Genomic DNA, 16827 nt, shown 5'->3' with positions numbered 1-16827 from the left:
TTGTGGCCGCAGGGCCTTCCCCGTGGCACTGTTCGCGCGGATCGGGCGACTGTCCGTCGGCCGTCCGCATGAGCAAAGATCTTACGGGTGTGGCCCGTGTGGCCGCAGTGGCCTGTTGCAAGGGAATCGTGAACCGGTGTACATCCCGTTACATCCAGCAAAGCGGTGGCGGCTAAGGTCACTTCCACTGTGTTGAGTGTTCTCAGTGTGTTGGGGGATGAACGTGCGCCTCAGTCTGACCGTCGTCGACCCGCTCGGCGGGGCCAGTGCCGATGTGGTGCTCGACGCCGATCCGGAGTCCACGGTCGGTGACATAGCCCAGGAGTTGGCGCGGCATGTCGGTTTGGGTGGCGGCGCCCAGATCATCCCCATCGGGGCGCATCGCGGCCCCGGGGGATCGACAGCACCTCACGCCTACGTCGACGGGTACGCCCTCGACCCCGGCGCCACCGTCGTCGGCTCGCCCCTGCGCGACGGCGCCGTCGTCAGCCTCCACGACCCCGCCGGCTGCATCCTCGGAGAGCCCACCGGCGTCGTGGAGTTCCGCGTGGCCGGCGGTCCCGCGGCCGGCGCCGTGCACCGGCTCGGGGTCGGGAGATACGACATCGGCAGCGGGCCCGCCGCCCACATTCGCGTCGACGACACCGAGCTCGCCCATCGCGCCGCCACCCTCTCCATCGCCATCGACGGCACCTGCCAAGTCACCCTGCATCGCGACAAAGAGAACAAGAGCGACGAGTCCTCCCGTCTCGACGGCGAAGACTTCGACGGCGGCGACTGGCCCCTCGGCGCCCAACTCGCCCTGGGCAACAGCCTCCTGGAGCTCACCGCCTACTCCCCGCCCAACGCGGCCCTGAAGTGGTCCGAAGACGGCGCCGGGCTCGACTACAACCGGCCCCCGCGGCTGCGCCCCGCCGAGCGGCAGACGCGTTTCTCGCTGCCGAACCCGCCCAGTGACTACGAGGCGCGCCCGCTGCCGTGGCTGATGGCGTTGCTGCCGCTCGTGGGTGCCGTGGTGTCGGTCTTCATGTTCGGGCGCTGGTACTACCTGATCATGGCCGTGATGAGCCCGATCATGCTCTTCGCCAACTACTTCAACGACAAGAAGCACGGCCGGAAGTCGCACGCCAAGCAGCTCAAGGAGTACAAGGAGCACAAGGAGCGGATCGAGAAGGACGCTCAGGAGGCTCTCGGCACCGAGCGGTCGGACCGGCGGCAGGCCGTTCCCGACCCCGCCGCCGTCCTCGCCACCGGCACCGGTCCGCGCACCCGGCTGTGGGAGCGGCGCCGCACCGACGCCGACCATCTGCTGCTGCGGTTCGGCACCGGGCGCGTGCCGTCCGACGTCGAGCTCGACGACCCGGAGCAGGACGAGCACAAGCGCAAGGTCCGGTGGTACATCGAGGACGCGCCGGTCGCCCTGCCGCTCAAGGACCTCGGTGTCATCGGCGTCGCAGGACCTGGTGACTCCGCGCACGCGCTGGGGCGTTGGGCCGTCGCCCAGACCGCGGTGCTGCACAGCCCGATGGACGTGCAGTTCATCGTGCTCACGGAGAACGACGCCCACACGCGCTGGGACTGGGTGCGCTGGCTGCCGCACGCCCGCCCGTCCGGCGGGCAGGACATCAACGTCCTCATCGGGACCGACTCCGAGACCGTCGGCGCGCGCGTCGGCGAGCTGACCCAGCTGCTCGACGCGCGGCAGAAGGCCATGCGGGAGGGCAACCGCAGCAAGACCGACGGTCCCGCCTTCGCCGACCCCGACGTCATCGTCGTATGGGACGGGTCGCGGCGGCTGCGGTCGATGCCGGGTGTCGTACGACTGCTGCGGGAAGGTCCGGCCGTCGCCATCTACGCGATCTGCCTGGACGAGGAGGAGCGGTTCCTGCCCGGCGAGTGCCAGGCCTTCGTCGTCGCCGAGCCCCGGCGCACCGACGACAACAGCAACCCCGCCGCCCCCGTGGCCCAGCAGTCCGTCGGCGGTTTCCCCTCCTTCCAGGCCTGGCACCCGTCCGCCCAGCAGACCGAGCAGCACACCGAGCAGGTCCACGAGCTGCGACTGCGGGTCGAACAGACCGGCGCGCTGCGGAAGTCGAACGTACGGCCCGACTTCGTCTCGCCCGCCTGGTGCGCGCGGCTGGCCCGGTCCCTCTCCCCCCTGCGCGACATCAGCGGCGAGAGCGAGGACTCCGCGCTGCCCGGCTCCAGCCGTCTGCTGGACGTGCTGCAGCTGGAGCCGCCGACGCGCGACGCGATCGCCGCGCGATGGCGCATGGGCGGGCAGTCGACGATGGCCGTCATCGGTGAGTCCTACGACGGTCCGTTCGGCATCGATATGCGGAAGGACGGCCCGCACGGCCTCATCGCCGGTACGACCGGTTCCGGTAAGTCCGAGCTGCTGCAGACCATCGTCGCTTCACTCGCCGTGGCCAACACGCCCGAGAACATGACCTTCGTCCTCGTCGACTACAAGGGCGGATCCGCCTTCAAGGACTGCGTCAAGCTCCCGCACACCGTCGGCATGGTCACCGACCTGGACGCCCACCTCGTCGAGCGGGCCCTGGAGTCGCTGGGCGCCGAGCTGAAGCGGCGCGAGCACATCCTCGCCGCCGCCGACGCCAAGGACATCGAGGACTATCAGGATCTGGTGCGACGGGATCCGTCCCACCCTCCGGTGCCCCGACTCCTCATCGTCATCGACGAGTTCGCGTCCATGGTCCGCGACCTGCCCGACTTCGTGACGGGTCTCGTCAACATCGCCCAGCGAGGCCGGTCCCTCGGTATTCACCTCCTGTTGGCAACGCAGCGCCCGAGTGGTGTCGTCTCCCCCGAGATCCGCGCCAACACCAACCTGCGCATCGCCCTGCGCGTGACCGACGCCGGCGAGTCCACCGACGTCATCGACGCGCCCGAGGCCGGGCACATCTCCAAGAGCACGCCGGGTCGTGCGTACGTCCGCCTCGGCCACGCCTCCCTCATCCCCTTCCAGTCGGGCCGCGTCGGTGGCCGGCGCCCCGGCGCCGCCGATCCGGCGACCCTCGCACCGTGGGCCGGTCCGCTCACCTGGCAGGACCTGGGGCGGGCCGCGCTGCAGAAGCCCAAGACCGAGGCGCGCCGGGACGACGAGATCACCGACCTCAAGGTGCTGGTGGACGCCGTACGGGAGGCCAACACGGCGCTGGCCATCCCGGCGCAGCACTCCCCATGGCTGCCGGCCCTGGACGAGACCCTCCTCCTGGACGACTTCCCGGCGGTGCGCGGCCAGGGTGCGCTGCCCGCCGCCCCGTTCGGCATCGAGGACCTCCCGGCCGACCAGGCCCGCCGCCCGGTGGCTGTCGACTTCGCCACCTTCGGGCACCTCATCGTCGCCGGCGCCCCGCGCACCGGCCGCTCGCAGGTGCTGCGCACCATTGCCGGTTCGCTGGCCCGCACGAACTCCTGCGCCGACGTCCACCTGTACGGCATCGACTGCGGCAACGGCGCCCTGAACGCGCTGACCCGCCTGCCGCACTGCGGTGCGGTCGTCAGCCGCAATCAGCTGGAGCGGGTCGAGCGGCTCATCGGCCGACTGAGCGGCGAACTGACCCGCCGCCAGGAACTGCTTGCCGACAAGGGTTACGCCGACATCGGCGAGCAGCGTGCCTCCGTCACCGAGGACGAGCGGCTGCCGCACATCGTGCTGCTGCTCGACCGCTGGGAGGGCTGGCTGCCCACTCTCGGCGAGCACAACCACGGTGACCTGACCGACACGGTCATGGCGATGATGCGCGAGGGCGCGAGCGTCGGCATCCATCTCGTCATCACCGGTGACCGGCAGATCCTGTCCGGGCGCATCTCCTCGCTCACCGAGGACAAGTTCGGACTGCGCCTCGCCGACCGCGCCGACTTCTCGATGCTGGACATCAACTCCCGCAAGGTTCCCGAGGAGATCCCGCCCGGCCGCGCCTTCCGCAACGAGACCGCCACGGAGACGCAGTTCGCCCTGCTCTCCGAGGACACCACCGGTCAGGGCCAGGCGGCCGCCCTGGTCGCCATCGGCGAATCCGCGGCGGCCCGGGACACCGAAGTCCCACGCTCCCGGCGCCCGTTCCGAGTGGACGTCCTGCCGAGCCGCATCTCCTTCGCGGACGCGTGGGCGATGCGCGACCCGGCAACGGCCTCCGCCCCGCTGTGGGCCCTCGCGGGCGTCGGCGGCGACGAGCTGACCGCCTTCGGCCCCGACCTCGCCCAGGGCATCCCGGCGTTCGTCATCGGCGGCCCCGCCAAGTCCGGCCGCAGCACGGTCCTGTTGAACTTCGCCCGCTCCTACCTCACCCAGGGCGTACGCCTGATCATCGCGGCGCCGCGCCCGTCGCCCCTGCGGGAACTCGACGGCCAGGAAGGCGTGTTGAAGGTCTTCACCGGCCGCGATGTCGACGAGGACGAGCTTGAGGAGGCCATCGGGTCGGCCACGCCCGCGCAGCCGATCGTCGTCCTGGTCGACGACGCCGAGGTGCTGGACGACTGCGACGCCGAGGACGTCTTCAAGCGCATCGTCGAACGCGGCGCCGAGGAAGGCCTGGCCGTCGTCATCGCCGGTGACGAGGACGAGATCTGCGACGGCTTCTCCGGTTGGCAGGTCGACGCGAAGAAGGCCCGCCGCGGCATCCTGCTGTCGCCGCAGGAGTCGGGCTCGGGCGAACTGATCGGCATCCGCACGACGCGCAGCATGGTCGGCGGCCCCGTCTCGCCGGGCAAGGGCATGCTGCACCTGGGCAGCGGGGAGCACGTCACGGTGACGACGCCGACGTAGGGCGCGCGGCGCCCATGGATCGAGGAACGGGCAGTGGGGTCGACCGGACGGACACCCCACTGCCCCGCTCTGTTTTACACCGCGGGCAGCGCGTAGATCTCGAAGCCGTGGGTCACCAGAAGGCGGTTGCCTTCGAGCGCGACCTGCCAGGGCTCGCCCGACTCCTTGTTGTCGTCGTACATCCAACGGGCCTTGGCCGTCTTGGCGTTGAGGGCGACGATGCCGCCTCCGTCGAGCGGGCCCGATGCTCCGTAGAGGGTTGTTCCGGCGCGCAGGAACATCTCCGGCGCCTCGTCCGCCCCCGGGTCCTCGCAGAGCCAGATCCGCTTGCCGGTCTTGACGTGGACGGCCCAGACGCCGTCGTCGTAGTCGCTGGTGTAGAGGACACCGTCGATGACCGTCGGATTCACAAAGCCGCGGCGGCCGTTGGGCGAGAGCGTCCAGCGGGTCGCGCCGGTGTCCGCGTCGACGGCGGTCAGCTTCTCGCCCGGGAGGAAGACAAGACCTGCGGCGACCGTGGGCTGCCAGCTCCAGTCGTCGCCGACCTTCTTGGTCCACAGCTGCTCGCCCGTGGCGGTGGATCGCACCGTGAGGTTGTAGCTGGAATCGGCGTACACCAGGTACTTGCCGGAGACGGTGCCCTGGACGTCGTAGTCCTTGGTGCCCCAGTCACGCCTCTGTAGCCACACCTTCTTTCCGGTGCTGTGGCTGATGGCGGCGACAGCCGTGCGGTAGTCGGTGGCACTCTTCGAGTCGCTGTAGTCGGTCACCGTGACGTAGACGTTCTTGTCGTCGATGGCGATCGTGTCCACGACGGTCAGTTCCTTGCCGAGGCGGCTGCGCCAGACCTCCTCGCCGGTCGCCACGTCACGGGCGACGAGCACGCCGTCGTACTCACCGTCGGACAGAAACAACTTGCCATCATGGAAGAGGAGTTGGGCGCCAGGGCGGCAGATGCCCTTCTTCGACCAGCGGGCCTTGCCCGTCTTCACGTCGTACGCCACTAGCGGGTCGCCGCTGATCAGCAGCAGGCCGTCGTGGGTGAGGAGCGGCACGTTGGTGCTGATGCTGTCCTCCGCCACCGACTTGTGCCACAGCGGCTGCGGGGCCACGCCCGCCGGAGGCGTCGTGAAGTTCTCCGCGGCGGGCTCGGTCGAGCCGCCCTTGCCGTTCGCCCCCGCCGACGCCCCGGCGGAACCGCTGTCCCGCGACAGCCACCAGGCGGTGCCGCCACCGACGACCGCGACACCCGCGACACCGGCGGTCAGGCCGAGGAAGCGGCGGCGGGAGGGAGCGGGCGCGGCGGGAGCCGACGCACCGAGGTGGACGGTGCCGGGGAGGGGGGTTCCGGTGGCGGGGTCCGCCGGGGCGCCTCCGGGTGGGGTGCCGTAAGCGGGGGCCGGGGTGCCGTAAGCCGGGGCAGGAGTGCCACCGGGCGGAGTTCCGTACGCCGGAGCCGGCGAACCGCTGGGCGGAGTCCCGTATCCCGGAACAGGCGTCCCACCGGGCGGAGTCCCGTACCCCGGAGCCGAAGTCCCGTACCCGGATGTTCCGTTGGGCGACATCGTCGGCGCCGGGCCGAACACCGGAGCCGGAGCCGGCGCGTCCGGGGCCTCCAGGTCCAGGATCCCCGCCGCATGCGTAGCGATCGTCGAAGCCACAGCCGACGGAAGCCAGTTGGTCAGTACGGTCGCGGTGCCGCCCGGCGCCAGGGCGGCCACGATCTCCGCGGGAGCGGGCCGCTGGGCCGGGTCCTTCTGCAGGCATGCGCGGATCAGGCCGAGCAGGGACTGCGGCACGCCCGTGAGGTCGGATTCGCCGTGGACGATCTGGTAGAGCATGGCCGCGTGGGAGGCCGCGTCGTCGCCGAACGCGTTGTGGCCGGTGGCCGCGAAGGTCAGGACGGCGCCGAGGGAGAAGACATCGCCCGGGGTGCCGACATCGCGGCCGAGGGCCTGCTCCGGCGGCATGTAGCCGGGTGAGCCGACCACAACTCCCGTCTGGGTCATGCGGTTTCCGTCCACCGCCCGCGCGATGCCGAAGTCGATGACACGCGGGCCGTCGGCGGCCAGCAGGACGTTCGAGGGCTTGAGGTCGCGGTGGATCAGGCCCGCCGCGTGGATCTCCTGGAGCGCGGCGGCCAGCCCGGCGCCCAGCGCGCGGACCGTGCGTTCGGGGAGGGCGCCGTGGGCCTCCACCACGTCGGTGAGGTCCGGGCCGAGCACGTAGGACGTGGCCAGCCACGGCAGCGCCGCGCTCGGGTCGGCGTCGACGACCGGGGCGGTGTAGCGGCCCGAGACCGCCCGCGCTATCTCGACCTCGTGCTCGAAGCGGCGGCGGAAGTCGGCGTCGGCGGCCAGGTCCTGGCGTACGACCTTCACCGCGACCGTGCGTCCGCCGGGCGAACGGGCCAGATACACGCGGCCCATGCCGCCCGCACCGAGTCTTCGCAGCAACCGGTAGCTTCCCAACTCCCGCGGATCGTCCGGCTGCAGTGTCTCCATGGTCGGGCCCTTCCCCGTTGTCCGCGTTCGCTTTTCCCGTGCGTGCGGCGGTGGTAATGGTGTTCGCTATCGCAGACACAGTAGTGAGGGGCGGGACTGATGAGGGGGGCAGGTCCCTTGAGCGGATCGGCGAGACCCAAGCGACGACGGGCCGCGGCGCCCGCGTTGCGCTACGAGCACACACGGGAGCGGCCTCCCTCGTCGTGGCAGCGGGCCAAGGAGAAGATGTCGAAGGGGGAGGTGCTCTTCGCCTGGCTGTTCGTCCTCTCGATCATCGGCGCGTTCGTCTCCTTCGGGTTCACGACGGAGACCTGGGGGCCTGACCTCTGGGGCGACATCGCTCCCGGTTGGCCCGGCGGCGGATACGGCTTCGCGGTCACCGTCGGCACCGCCCTGCCCTTGGCGGTGGCCGCCGCCATCACGCCTCTGCTGCGCATGAACTGGAAGAAGAGCAGGGCCCGTTCGCTCGCCCGGGTGGCCGCCACCGTTCCGGGGCTGGCCGCGATCCTGTTCTGCCTGATCGTGGTCTTCGCGAGCGGGCGGCCCATACGTCGCTCCCGTCACCCCGGCTGCTGGCGGAGGGGCAACCCCTGCTGGATTCACGACCAGTACCCGTACATCTGGGCGGTGGGCCTCGCCGCGACCGTGGCCGCCGCCGCGCTGCTGATCGGCGCCCTCTACCTGAGGTCCCGCAGAAAGGACCTCAACAAGGCCCAGCAGCGCGCTACTTGACCTTCGTCATCCGGGCCACCGGATCACCGGCATCCGCGTTGTCCGTCTCGTACTTGAGGTCGCTCCCGACGGGAGTGAGCCGCACTTCGTGCCTGCCCTTGGTGCACACGTCGCGGTTGGACTCCTTGGCGACGCTCGTGACGACGAGCTGCTTCTTCGTGACCTTCTTCAGGATGAGTACGTCGTCACAGATGCCGCCGATCTGGTCGGTCTGCCGGAAGGTGCCCAACTCCTCGCCCACGGCGGCCTGGTGGACGGTGACGCGGAAGGTGCCCATGGGGAGTGCGCCGTTGAGGGCCAGGCCGTCGCCCTCCCAGGTGCCCAGATAGGAGGCCGGGATCGTGGACGGCTGCTCCCCGGGGCCCGGGACACTCGCGCTCGCGGTGGCCGAGGGATGTGCGCCGCCCGCCGAGCTGCCCGCGTCGTTCGTCCCGCCGCCGTCCGGCAGCAGGTGGAACAGGAACGTGGACCCCACCGTCACCGCCGCCAGCGCTCCCGCAACCGCGAGGGCGACCGTGCAACTCATCCTGCGGCCACGGCCGTTCGCCCCGGGGACGGAGGTCGCGGCCACGCTGACGGAGACCCTGCCCGGGCGGTCGGCGGGCGATGGGATCGCATCCTGCGGCTCGGGCACCCGCAGCACCTCGCGCTGCCCCGGTACGCCGGACCCAGCGCCCGGTCCGTACGCCGGCATCACGGGCGGCGGCCCGAACACCCCATCGGACACCGGCCCCTCGACCCCTGCCCCTGCCCCTGCCCCTGACCCTGACCCGGAACCTGAACTCGCCCCCACCGAAGGACTGCTGAACCCCACCGGCCCGGAAGGCGTCGCCTCCGTGGCGTCAAGGTTCAGCAGCTGTACGGCACTTCGGCTCACCTGTTCCACCAGGGCTCCCGGCAGCCACCCCGCCGTCACCAGCCGGGCCGCGCTCTGCGGAGCGAGCCGGACCGCCACCTCGTCCGGAGTCGGGCGGGCGGCCGGGTCCTTGGCCAGGCACGCGGCGACCAGCTCCCGCAGCTCCCCCTCCACGGCGCCCAACTGGGGCTCCTCGTGCACCACCTTGTAGAGGAGGGACGCGGAGGAGTCTCCGGGGAAGGGCGGCTCGCCCGTCGCGGCGTACACGAGTACCGCGCCGAGGGAGAAGACGTCCGCCGCTCCCGCGACGCCCTTGCCGAGGATCTGCTCGGGGGACATGTAGCCGGGGGAGCCGACCGAGACGCCCGTCGACGTCAGGGACGCCGTGCCGTCGGTGGCGCGGGCGATGCCGAAGTCGATGAGGAGGGGGCCGTCGAGGGTGAGCAGGACGTTGGAGGGCTTCACGTCGCGGTGGACGAGACCCAGCGCGTGGACCGCCGAGAGCGCCTCGGCCAGGCCCGCGCCCAGTACCCGTACCGAATGCGCCGGAAGCGGACCGCCGCCGTCCGCGACGGCGGCCGCGAGCGACGGGCCGGCCGCGTACCCCGTGGCGACCCACGGGACCGACGCCTCCGGGTCCGCGTCCAGGACCGGTGCCGTCCACGCGCCGCCCACCCGCCGCGCGGCCTCGACCTCGCGGCGGAAGCGGGCGCGGAACTCCTCGTCGAGCGCGAAGTGCGGGTGCACGATCTTGACGGCGACCGTACGCCCGCCCGCGCTGCGGCCCAGATACACCCGCCCCATGCCGCCGGAGCCCAGCCGGCCGAGCAGCCGGTAGGGCCCCACGACCGTGGGTTCGTCGACTCCGAGCGGCTGCATGACGCTCACACCTCCCCCGTACGCACGGACGCACTGCCCAGCAGGGTAGTTCCGTACGCCTCCGGGAACCCGCTCAGGGCGTCAGCAGCTCCACCCGTACGTCCGCCGGGAACCCGGTGGTCGAGCCGACCCGCCGGGCGAATTCCCGTACGGCCTTCAACTGCGGCTCGCCGAAACGGAAGTCGAGCGTGGTGAAGTACTGCTCCAGGACCTGCTCGTCGAACTCCTCCCAGCGGGCCGCCTGTTCGGCGACCTTGGAGACCTCGTCCAGCGAGAGGTCCCTGGACGCCAGGAACGCCTCGTGCACCTTGCGGGTGACGGCGGGCTCGCGCTCCAGGTAGTCGCGGCGGGCCGCCCACACGGCGAAGACGAACGGCAGGCCCGTCCACTCCTTCCAGAGGGCGCCCAGGTCGTGCACCTCCAGGCCGAACTTCGGGCCGTCGAGGAGGTTGGCGCGCAGTGCCGCGTCACCGATGAGTACGGCGGCGTCGGCCTCCTGCATCATCAGGCTGAGGTCGGGCGGGCACGTGTAGTACGACGGCTGGACGCCCACGCGCTCCGCCAGCAGCAGCTGCGCGAGTCGAACAGACGTACGAGAGGTGGAGCCGAGGGCGACCCGGGCGCCGTCCAGCTGGTCCAGCGGGACCTGCGAGACGATCACGCAGGACATCACCGGACCGTCGCAGCCGACCGCGATGTCAGGGAAGGCGACCAGCTCATCGGCGTGCTTGAGGAACTCGACGAGCGTGATGGGCCCGATGTCGAGGTCGCCCTGCACCAGCTTCTCGCTGAGCTTCTCGGGGGTGTCCTTGGTGAGCTCGAAGTCGAGGAGCGTGCCCGTTCTCGCGAGCCCCCAGTACAGGGGCAGGCAGTTCAGGAACTGGATGTGGCCGACGCGCGGCCGGTTGCGAGGATTGTCCACATCGCGAGGCTAGACCCCATGAGGTACGGTGCAGTCTCCAGGGTCCGGTGTGGTTTCGGAAACCCTCCCGCCCTCTCGTGTCAACCCCTGTGACAGGGATTCGACATCCTCGATGTCAACCCAGATCCGCCCCAGGTCAAACCTCCGGGTGACGTGATCTTGCCCTCTATTGCTTTCGGCCGCCCGAGTGCTAGGCTCGCCGCAAGTTGCAGTTTGGTTTCCCTTGCAGTACAGAGCCTGCGGAGCGCATGTAACCGCGGGCTCTCGTCGTTTTCAGACGTATGCAGTTGTTTTTACAATCGCAGGTTCTGGAGCAGGGCAACCCTTTGGGCCCAAGGAGGGCTTATGGCTACCGGAACCGTGAAGTGGTTCAACGCTGAAAAGGGCTTTGGATTCATCGCCCAGGAAGGCGGCGGCCCGGACGTCTTCGTCCACTACTCCGCGATCAACGCGAGCGGATTCCGCTCTCTCGAAGAGAACCAGGCGGTTTCCTTCGACGTCACGCAGGGTCCGAAGGGCCCGCAGGCGGAGAACGTCACCCCGGTCTAAGCCTGCGGGCTCCATGAGCCCAATGCTTTGATCCGGAACGGATCGCAGTACCCAAGGAGCCCCGCGCCAGCCGGTCGCGGGGCTCCTGCCTTTATGTCCCCGGACGCCGCCTCACACGTGCTGCATCACGAGCACGAACGTCGTCCCGGGCTCCAGCGCCTCGTACGCGTGCGGTACGTCGCCGCGGTACGCCATGTAGTCGCCGGGCTCCAGCTCCACCGCGTCCCCGACAGGCCCCGCCTTCACCCTCCCCGTGCTCACGATCAGATGCTCCACCGTGCCCGGAATGTGTGGCTCCGACTCCCGGGCCGCGCCCGGCTCCGCCCGCAGGTGGTAGATGTCCCGGCGGGCGCCGGGCGGGCTGGCCGACAGCAGGGTCGCGACGTAGTCGGCCCGCTCCGAGGCGACTGCGGGCCCCCGGCCGGCACGAATCACCTGGACCGCCGGAGCCGGCGGCTCGACCAGCGCGCTGAAGGGCACACCGAGTGCCACACCCAGCGCCCACAGCGTCTCCATGCTCGGATTGCCGCTCGCCGCCTCCAACTGCGACAGCGTGGACTTCGCGATCCCGGCGCGCTTGGCGAGCTCGGAGAGGGAGAGTCCGGCGCGGGTGCGTTCGCGGCGCAAGGAGGCGGCGATCCAGTCGAGGGGGAGGCGGGACGGGGGGCCGCCTTCTGCTTCGGTCACGTTGTTCGCTCCGTCGGTACGATCGTTCGCCTTGACGAACAGGGGGCTCACTGTTCATTGTAGAAAACATGCGTTCGTTTCTCCGAACACCCCTTGTCGTACGCGATCCGGAGCTGCTCCGGGACGTGGCCCTCGTCTGTCTCGCCGGCGGGGTCGTCGGCGTCTCGTTCGGGGCGATCGCCGTCGCGGGCGGGCTGCCCGTCTGGGTGCCGGTGGTGATGTCGCTGGTGGTGTACGCGGGCTCCGCCCAGTTCAGCACGGTGGGAGTGCTGCTGGCCGGGGGCGGACCGTTCGCCGCGGCAGCCACCGGACTGCTGCTCAACACACGTACGGCCGCCTACAGCCTCGCCGTCGCCGACATCATCGGAAGCGGACGCGTCACCCGGCTCGTCGGCGCCCACCTCGTCACCGACGAGACGGTCGCCTTCGCCCTGGCCCAGCCCGATCCGGGGCGGCGCCGGGCCGCCTTCTGGATCTCCGGCATCGGCCTGTTCGCGACGTGGAACCTCTGCGTTCTCTGCGGTGCCCTCGCCGGGAGCGCGCTGGGCGACACCGAGACGTACGGGCTCGACGCGGCGTTCCCCGCGGTGCTGGCGGCGCTGGTGCTGCCCGCGCTGCGGAAGGACGCGGGGGTACGGCGGGCCGCGCTCGCCGGAGCGGCGGTGGCGCTGGCGGTGACGCCGGTCGTCCCCGCCGGGGTGCCCGTACTGCTGGCGTTGGCGGGGCTGTTGGCCGCAAGGAGGGCGGCATGACATCGGCCGTGGCCGCCGCCATCCTTGTCCTCGCCGTCGGCACGTACGCCTTTCGGCTGGTGGGGCCCTTGCTGCACGGGCGGATCGAACTTTCCGTACGGGTGCAGGAGTTGCTGTCCGCCGGTGCGGTGGTCCTGCTCGCCGCGCTGCTCGTCACGGGGGCGCTCACCGAGGCCCACGGGTTCGCCGGGTGGGCGCGCCCCCTCGGGGTGCTCGTCGGTGGGGTGCTGGCGTGGCGGCAGGCACCGTTCGTGGCCGTCGTCCTCGGCGCGGCGGCGACAACGGCGCTGCTGCGGGCGACGGGGGTGGCGTGAGGCGGCACGCAGGCCACCGAAGCGAACGCACGACCCGACGTCACCCGACATCGGTGAGCGATCCGTTCACTTCTCGTACAGCCCCTCCACCTCCCGCTCGAAGTCCCGCATGACCGCCTCCCGTCGTAGTTTCATCGACGGGGTCAGATGGCCGGCCTCCTCGGTGAAGTCCACGGGCAGGATGGCGAAGCGGCGGATGGACTCCGGACGGGAGACCAGTTTGTTGGCCTCGTCCACGGCCCGTTGCAGGATCGCCCGCAACTCGTGGTCGTCCACGAGGAGTTCGGCGGGGACCGAGTGCTTGCCGTTCATCTGGCGCCAGTGGGCGGTGCCGTCGAGGTCCAGGGTGATCAGGGCGGTGACGTAGGGGCGGGCGTCGCCGAGGAGCATGCACTGGGAGATCAGGGGGTGGGAGCGCAGCCAGTTCTCCATGGGGGCCGGTGCCACGCTCTTGCCACCCGAGGTGATCAGGAGTTCCTTCTTGCGGCCGGTGATGGTCAGGTAGCCGTCGTCGTCGAGGGCGCCGATGTCGCCGGTGGCGAGCCAGCCGTCGGGGGCGGCCGGGACCACGCCGCCCGCCTGGGGGTCCCAGTAGCCGCGCAGGATCTGGTCGCCGGCCAGCAGGATCTCGCCGTCCGCCGCGATGCGGACCCTGGTGCCGGGCATCGGCCAGCCGACCGTGCCGAGGCGGGGTTTGAGCGGGGGCGTCACGGTCGCCGCGCCCGTGGTCTCCGTGAGGCCGTAGCCCTCGTAGATCTCGACACCCGCGCCGGCGTAGAACGCGGCGAGGCGGCGGCCGAGCGGGGAGCCCCCGCAGATCGCGTTGCGCACCCGGCCGCCCATGGCGTTGCGGATGCGGCGGTAGACGAGGGGGTCGTAGAAGGCGCGGGCCGTCTTCAGCGCGCGGCCCGGGCCGGGACCGGTGCCGGTCTGCCGGGCCTCCATGGCCTCGCCGTACCGGATGGCCACACCCGCCGCGCGGTCGAAGGACGCGGCCCGGCCGCCCGACTCGGCGCGGGCGCGGGCGGTGTTGAAGATCTTCTCCAGCATGTACGGGATGGCCAGCAGACACGTCGGTCTGAAGCTCGCCAGGTCCGGGAGCAGATCGTCCGCCTTGAGGCTCGGCGCGTGACCGAGACGTACCCGCGCGCGGACGCAGGCGATGGCGACCATCCGGCCGAAGACATGCGACATCGGCAGGAAGAGCAGGACGGACACGTCGTCGCCGGAGTCCGCCTTGAAGACCGGGTGGAGGAGCTCGATCGCGTTGTCGACCTCGGCGAAGAAGTTGCCGTGGGTGAGCGCGCAGCCCTTGGGGCGGCCCGTGGTGCCCGAGGTGTAGATCAGGGTGGCCAGTGTGTCCGGGAGCAGCATGCCCCGGCGGATCTCCACTTCCTGGTCCGGGACCTGCTCGCCCAGCTCCGCCAGACGCTCCACGTGCCCCTTCTCGATGACCCACATGTGCCGCAGGTCGGGCAGCCGTTCGCGTTCCGGGCCGAGAGCCGACGCCTGGGCGACAGTCTCGGTGACCAGAGCCACCGCGCCCGAGTCCTGGAGGATCCAGCGGACCTGGAAGACGGAGGACGTGGGGTAGACGGGGACCGTCACCAGACCCGCCGCCCAGGCGGCGAAGTCCAGCAGCGTCCACTCGTACGTGGTACGCGCCATGATGGCGATCCGGTCGCCCGGCGCCAGCCCCTCGGCGATCAGCCCCTTCGCCACGGCCAGCACCTGGGCGGCGAACTCGGCGGCGGTCACGTCCGTCCAGCCGCCGCCGTCCCGCGTCTTACGGCTGAGCACCACGGCGCCCGGAGCCGCGCTCGCGTTGTCGAAGGGCAGGTCGGCGAGCGATCCGTGCGTCACCGGAGGGGCGAACGGCGGCATGGACACCTCTCGCACCGACCCGTCCAGCCGACGTGTCTCGGGCTCCACGAGGACGGGTGTGCCGTCGTAGTCGGTGGAGTGGACATAAGGAGTGGACACGGGCGGCTCCTGAGGCGTGCAGCGGCGAAACTGCCTTGCTGCATGACGTACGTGCCTCGCGCACCGAGGCGTTCACCGACGGGCACCCCCAGAAAAGGGTTACCGGCGGTAGGTAGGGGATCGTACGGGGCCCACGTGAGGGGGCTGTGCGGGTTCGGGGATGGTCCGGAGCCGGGCCTGTGCAACCTCGGAGGCTACGTGAGGGCGTGTCATGTTCACTCCTGGACAGCCGCGGCGCGGATGTTCCGGAACCGGCGCCGGGCACAGTCCGCCGGGGCCCATCTCGACCCGTTCCCCGCCTTTCACGTAGCCTTACCCTGGGTAACATTACTCCAGAGTAAATGCACGTCCGAGCTGGGAGTTGGACAATGGCCGTCCGCTGTCTGCGCTTCACCGGCACCGAACGTCCCGCGGCCGTCGTCGAGTTCGGGGTTCTTTCGCCCCCGCCGCCCCTACCCGTCCCATCCCGTTCCTGGGGGCTGCGCCCCCAGACCCCCCTAAAAGATTGCGCAGTTCCCCGCGCCCCTGAAAAGGCTGGGGTTGTTCGTCGTCTGCGGGACGGTGGGGGCTGGGCGCGCAGTTCCCCGCGCCCCTGAAAGAACCCCGGGCGCACCCCCCTGTCTTTAGGGGCGCGGGGAACTGCGCGAGCAACCCCCACCCACCCGCAGTCAAAAAACCGGCCTACGGGGTCTGGGGCGGAGCCCCAGAAGGATGGGACGGGTAGGGGCGGCGGGGGCGAAGGAACCACCCACGGAAACCTCAACCCACCCCCCTGGAGCCCCCCATGCACACCCTCACCCTCACCGCACCCCCCTCCCTCACCCCCCTCCTCGCCCGCGGAGCCCTCCTCTCCCCGCTCAAGCACCCCCACCCCAACGCCACCGTCCCCCCAACCCGACTCGTCCTTCCCGACACCCGCGTCGACCTCGCCCGCCTCGCCGCCTACGAACGAGTCTGCGGATTCGCCACAGGAGCGGACGCACTGCCCGTCACGTACCCCCACATCCTCGGATTCCCGGTGGCCATGCGGATCATGGCGAGCCGCAGGTTCCCGCTCCCGCTGCTCGGCCTGGTGCACACCTCGATCGAGATCACGCAACGGAGGGAGCTGGCAGCCACGGCCGCATACGAACTCACCGTGTACGTGGAGGGGTTGGCGCCACACCGGCGGGGCACCGAAGCGACCGTCGCGACCGAGGCGAGGGTGGACGGCAGCCTCGTATGGGAGTCGAGGAGTACGTACCTCGCGCGGCACGGCCAGAAGCGCCGGGACACAGCGACCGAAGCACCCGCCGTCCCGCACGAACCCGGGGACACCAACCCCCTGTCCGCCCTCCCCGTCCTCCCCGAATGGCGCCTCGCCGGCGACGTCGGCCGTCGCTACGCCGCCGCTTCCGGAGACCGCAACCCCATCCACCTGCACCCCCTCACCGCCCGCCTCTTCGGCTTCCCCCGCGCCATCGCCCACGGCATGTGGACCGTCGCCCGCTGCCTCGCCGAGTACGGGCCGCGGGACGCGGTGACCGTGCGGGCCGCGTTCAAGGCGCCGGTGCTGCTGCCGGGAACCGTCACGTACGCCGCCGAGGGGCCCGCTTTCGAGCTCCGTGGCGGTGAGCGCGTGCATCTCACCGGCGAGGTACGGCCCTTGCCCGTGGAAAGCGGATGAACAGCGGGCCAATAGCGGGCGAACAGTTTGCGGGGCGGGCAACCGCGCCGACCGGAACGTCATCGCCAAACCGCAGGTCAGCGGCGCCGGTTGAAAAATCCCTCACAGGCTGTCCCTAGCCACCCAAGGTTCCTTCAAGCAGGTCCTCATCCCACGCTCAGACACCGTTCCTAGCCTCGGCTCACTTCGCC

11 protein-coding genes are annotated in these 16827 nt (G+C 70.8%); 6 read left to right on the top strand and 5 right to left on the bottom strand.

All coding sequences use genetic code 11. From position 1 onward, the window contains the following. Positions 1-223 precede the first annotated feature (223 nt). Positions 224-4792: an FtsK/SpoIIIE domain-containing protein gene (locus tag OG975_RS27850; RefSeq protein ID WP_406336498.1), complete on the top strand. Its 4569-nt coding sequence runs from the start codon at positions 224-226 to the stop codon at positions 4790-4792. Positions 4793-4866: 74 nt separating this feature from the next. Here OG975_RS27850 and OG975_RS27845 read toward each other — a convergent pair whose 3' ends face one another. Then, positions 4867-7296, bottom strand: a complete 2430-nt coding sequence (locus OG975_RS27845) for a protein kinase domain-containing protein (protein ID WP_406332123.1) — start codon at positions 7294-7296, stop codon at positions 4867-4869. 117 nt (positions 7297-7413) lie between these two features. Here OG975_RS27845 and OG975_RS27840 point away from each other — a divergent pair, with 117 nt between their 5' ends. Then, complete coding sequence (locus OG975_RS27840) at positions 7414-8028, top strand: hypothetical protein (protein WP_406332122.1); 615 nt, start codon at positions 7414-7416, stop codon at positions 8026-8028. Here OG975_RS27840 and OG975_RS27835 read toward each other — a convergent pair. Beyond that, the gene (locus OG975_RS27835; protein WP_406332121.1) at positions 8021-9763 is read right to left on the bottom strand and encodes a serine/threonine-protein kinase; all 1743 of its coding nucleotides are present in this window, start codon (positions 9761-9763) and stop codon (positions 8021-8023) included. The genes OG975_RS27840 and OG975_RS27835 overlap by 8 nt on opposite strands. 73 nt (positions 9764-9836) lie before the next feature. Next, a complete protein-coding gene (locus OG975_RS27830) occupies positions 9837-10685 on the bottom strand; it encodes a menaquinone biosynthetic enzyme MqnA/MqnD family protein (protein WP_406332120.1) in 849 nt (282 codons plus the stop codon). Between the two features lie 345 nt (positions 10686-11030). Here OG975_RS27830 and OG975_RS27825 point away from each other — a divergent pair, with 345 nt between their 5' ends. Then, the gene (locus tag OG975_RS27825) at positions 11031-11234 is read left to right on the top strand and encodes a cold-shock protein (protein WP_003998944.1); all 204 of its coding nucleotides are present in this window, start codon (positions 11031-11033) and stop codon (positions 11232-11234) included. 111 nt (positions 11235-11345) lie between these two features. Here the strand turns inward: OG975_RS27825 and OG975_RS27820 are convergent, their stop codons facing one another. Then, positions 11346-11921 (bottom strand): helix-turn-helix domain-containing protein, encoded by a 576-nt coding sequence (locus tag OG975_RS27820; protein WP_406332119.1) that lies wholly within the window; start codon positions 11919-11921, stop codon positions 11346-11348. Between the two features lie 68 nt (positions 11922-11989). On the opposite strand from OG975_RS27820, the gene OG975_RS27815 reads away from it, so the two are divergent. Continuing rightward, entirely contained in the window at positions 11990-12673 is a 684-nt protein-coding gene (locus OG975_RS27815; RefSeq protein ID WP_406332118.1) for an AzlC family ABC transporter permease, read from the top strand. Beyond that, positions 12670-12987, top strand: a complete 318-nt coding sequence (locus tag OG975_RS27810; RefSeq protein ID WP_406332117.1) for an AzlD domain-containing protein — start codon at positions 12670-12672, stop codon at positions 12985-12987. The genes OG975_RS27815 and OG975_RS27810 overlap by 4 nt, the downstream gene beginning before the upstream one ends. Positions 12988-13053: 66 nt before the next feature. Here OG975_RS27810 and OG975_RS27805 read toward each other — a convergent pair whose 3' ends face one another. Beyond that, on the bottom strand, positions 13054-14970 hold the full coding sequence (locus OG975_RS27805; protein ID WP_406332116.1) for an AMP-dependent synthetase/ligase: 1917 nt from the start codon (positions 14968-14970) through the stop codon (positions 13054-13056). 784 nt (positions 14971-15754) lie between these two features. Here OG975_RS27805 and OG975_RS27800 point away from each other — a divergent pair. Next, positions 15755-16636, top strand: coding sequence for a MaoC/PaaZ C-terminal domain-containing protein (locus OG975_RS27800; protein WP_406332115.1), 882 nt, complete (start codon positions 15755-15757; stop codon positions 16634-16636). Positions 16637-16827 lie beyond the last annotated feature (191 nt).

Origin of the sequence: Streptomyces sp. NBC_00203 (assembly GCF_045206325.1) — a bacterium.
Taxonomy (GTDB): Bacteria; Actinomycetota; Actinomycetes; order Streptomycetales; family Streptomycetaceae; genus Streptomyces; species Streptomyces lutosisoli.
The sequence above is the reverse complement of the archived record's forward strand: the minus strand, read 5'-3'. Positions and strand labels throughout refer to the sequence as shown.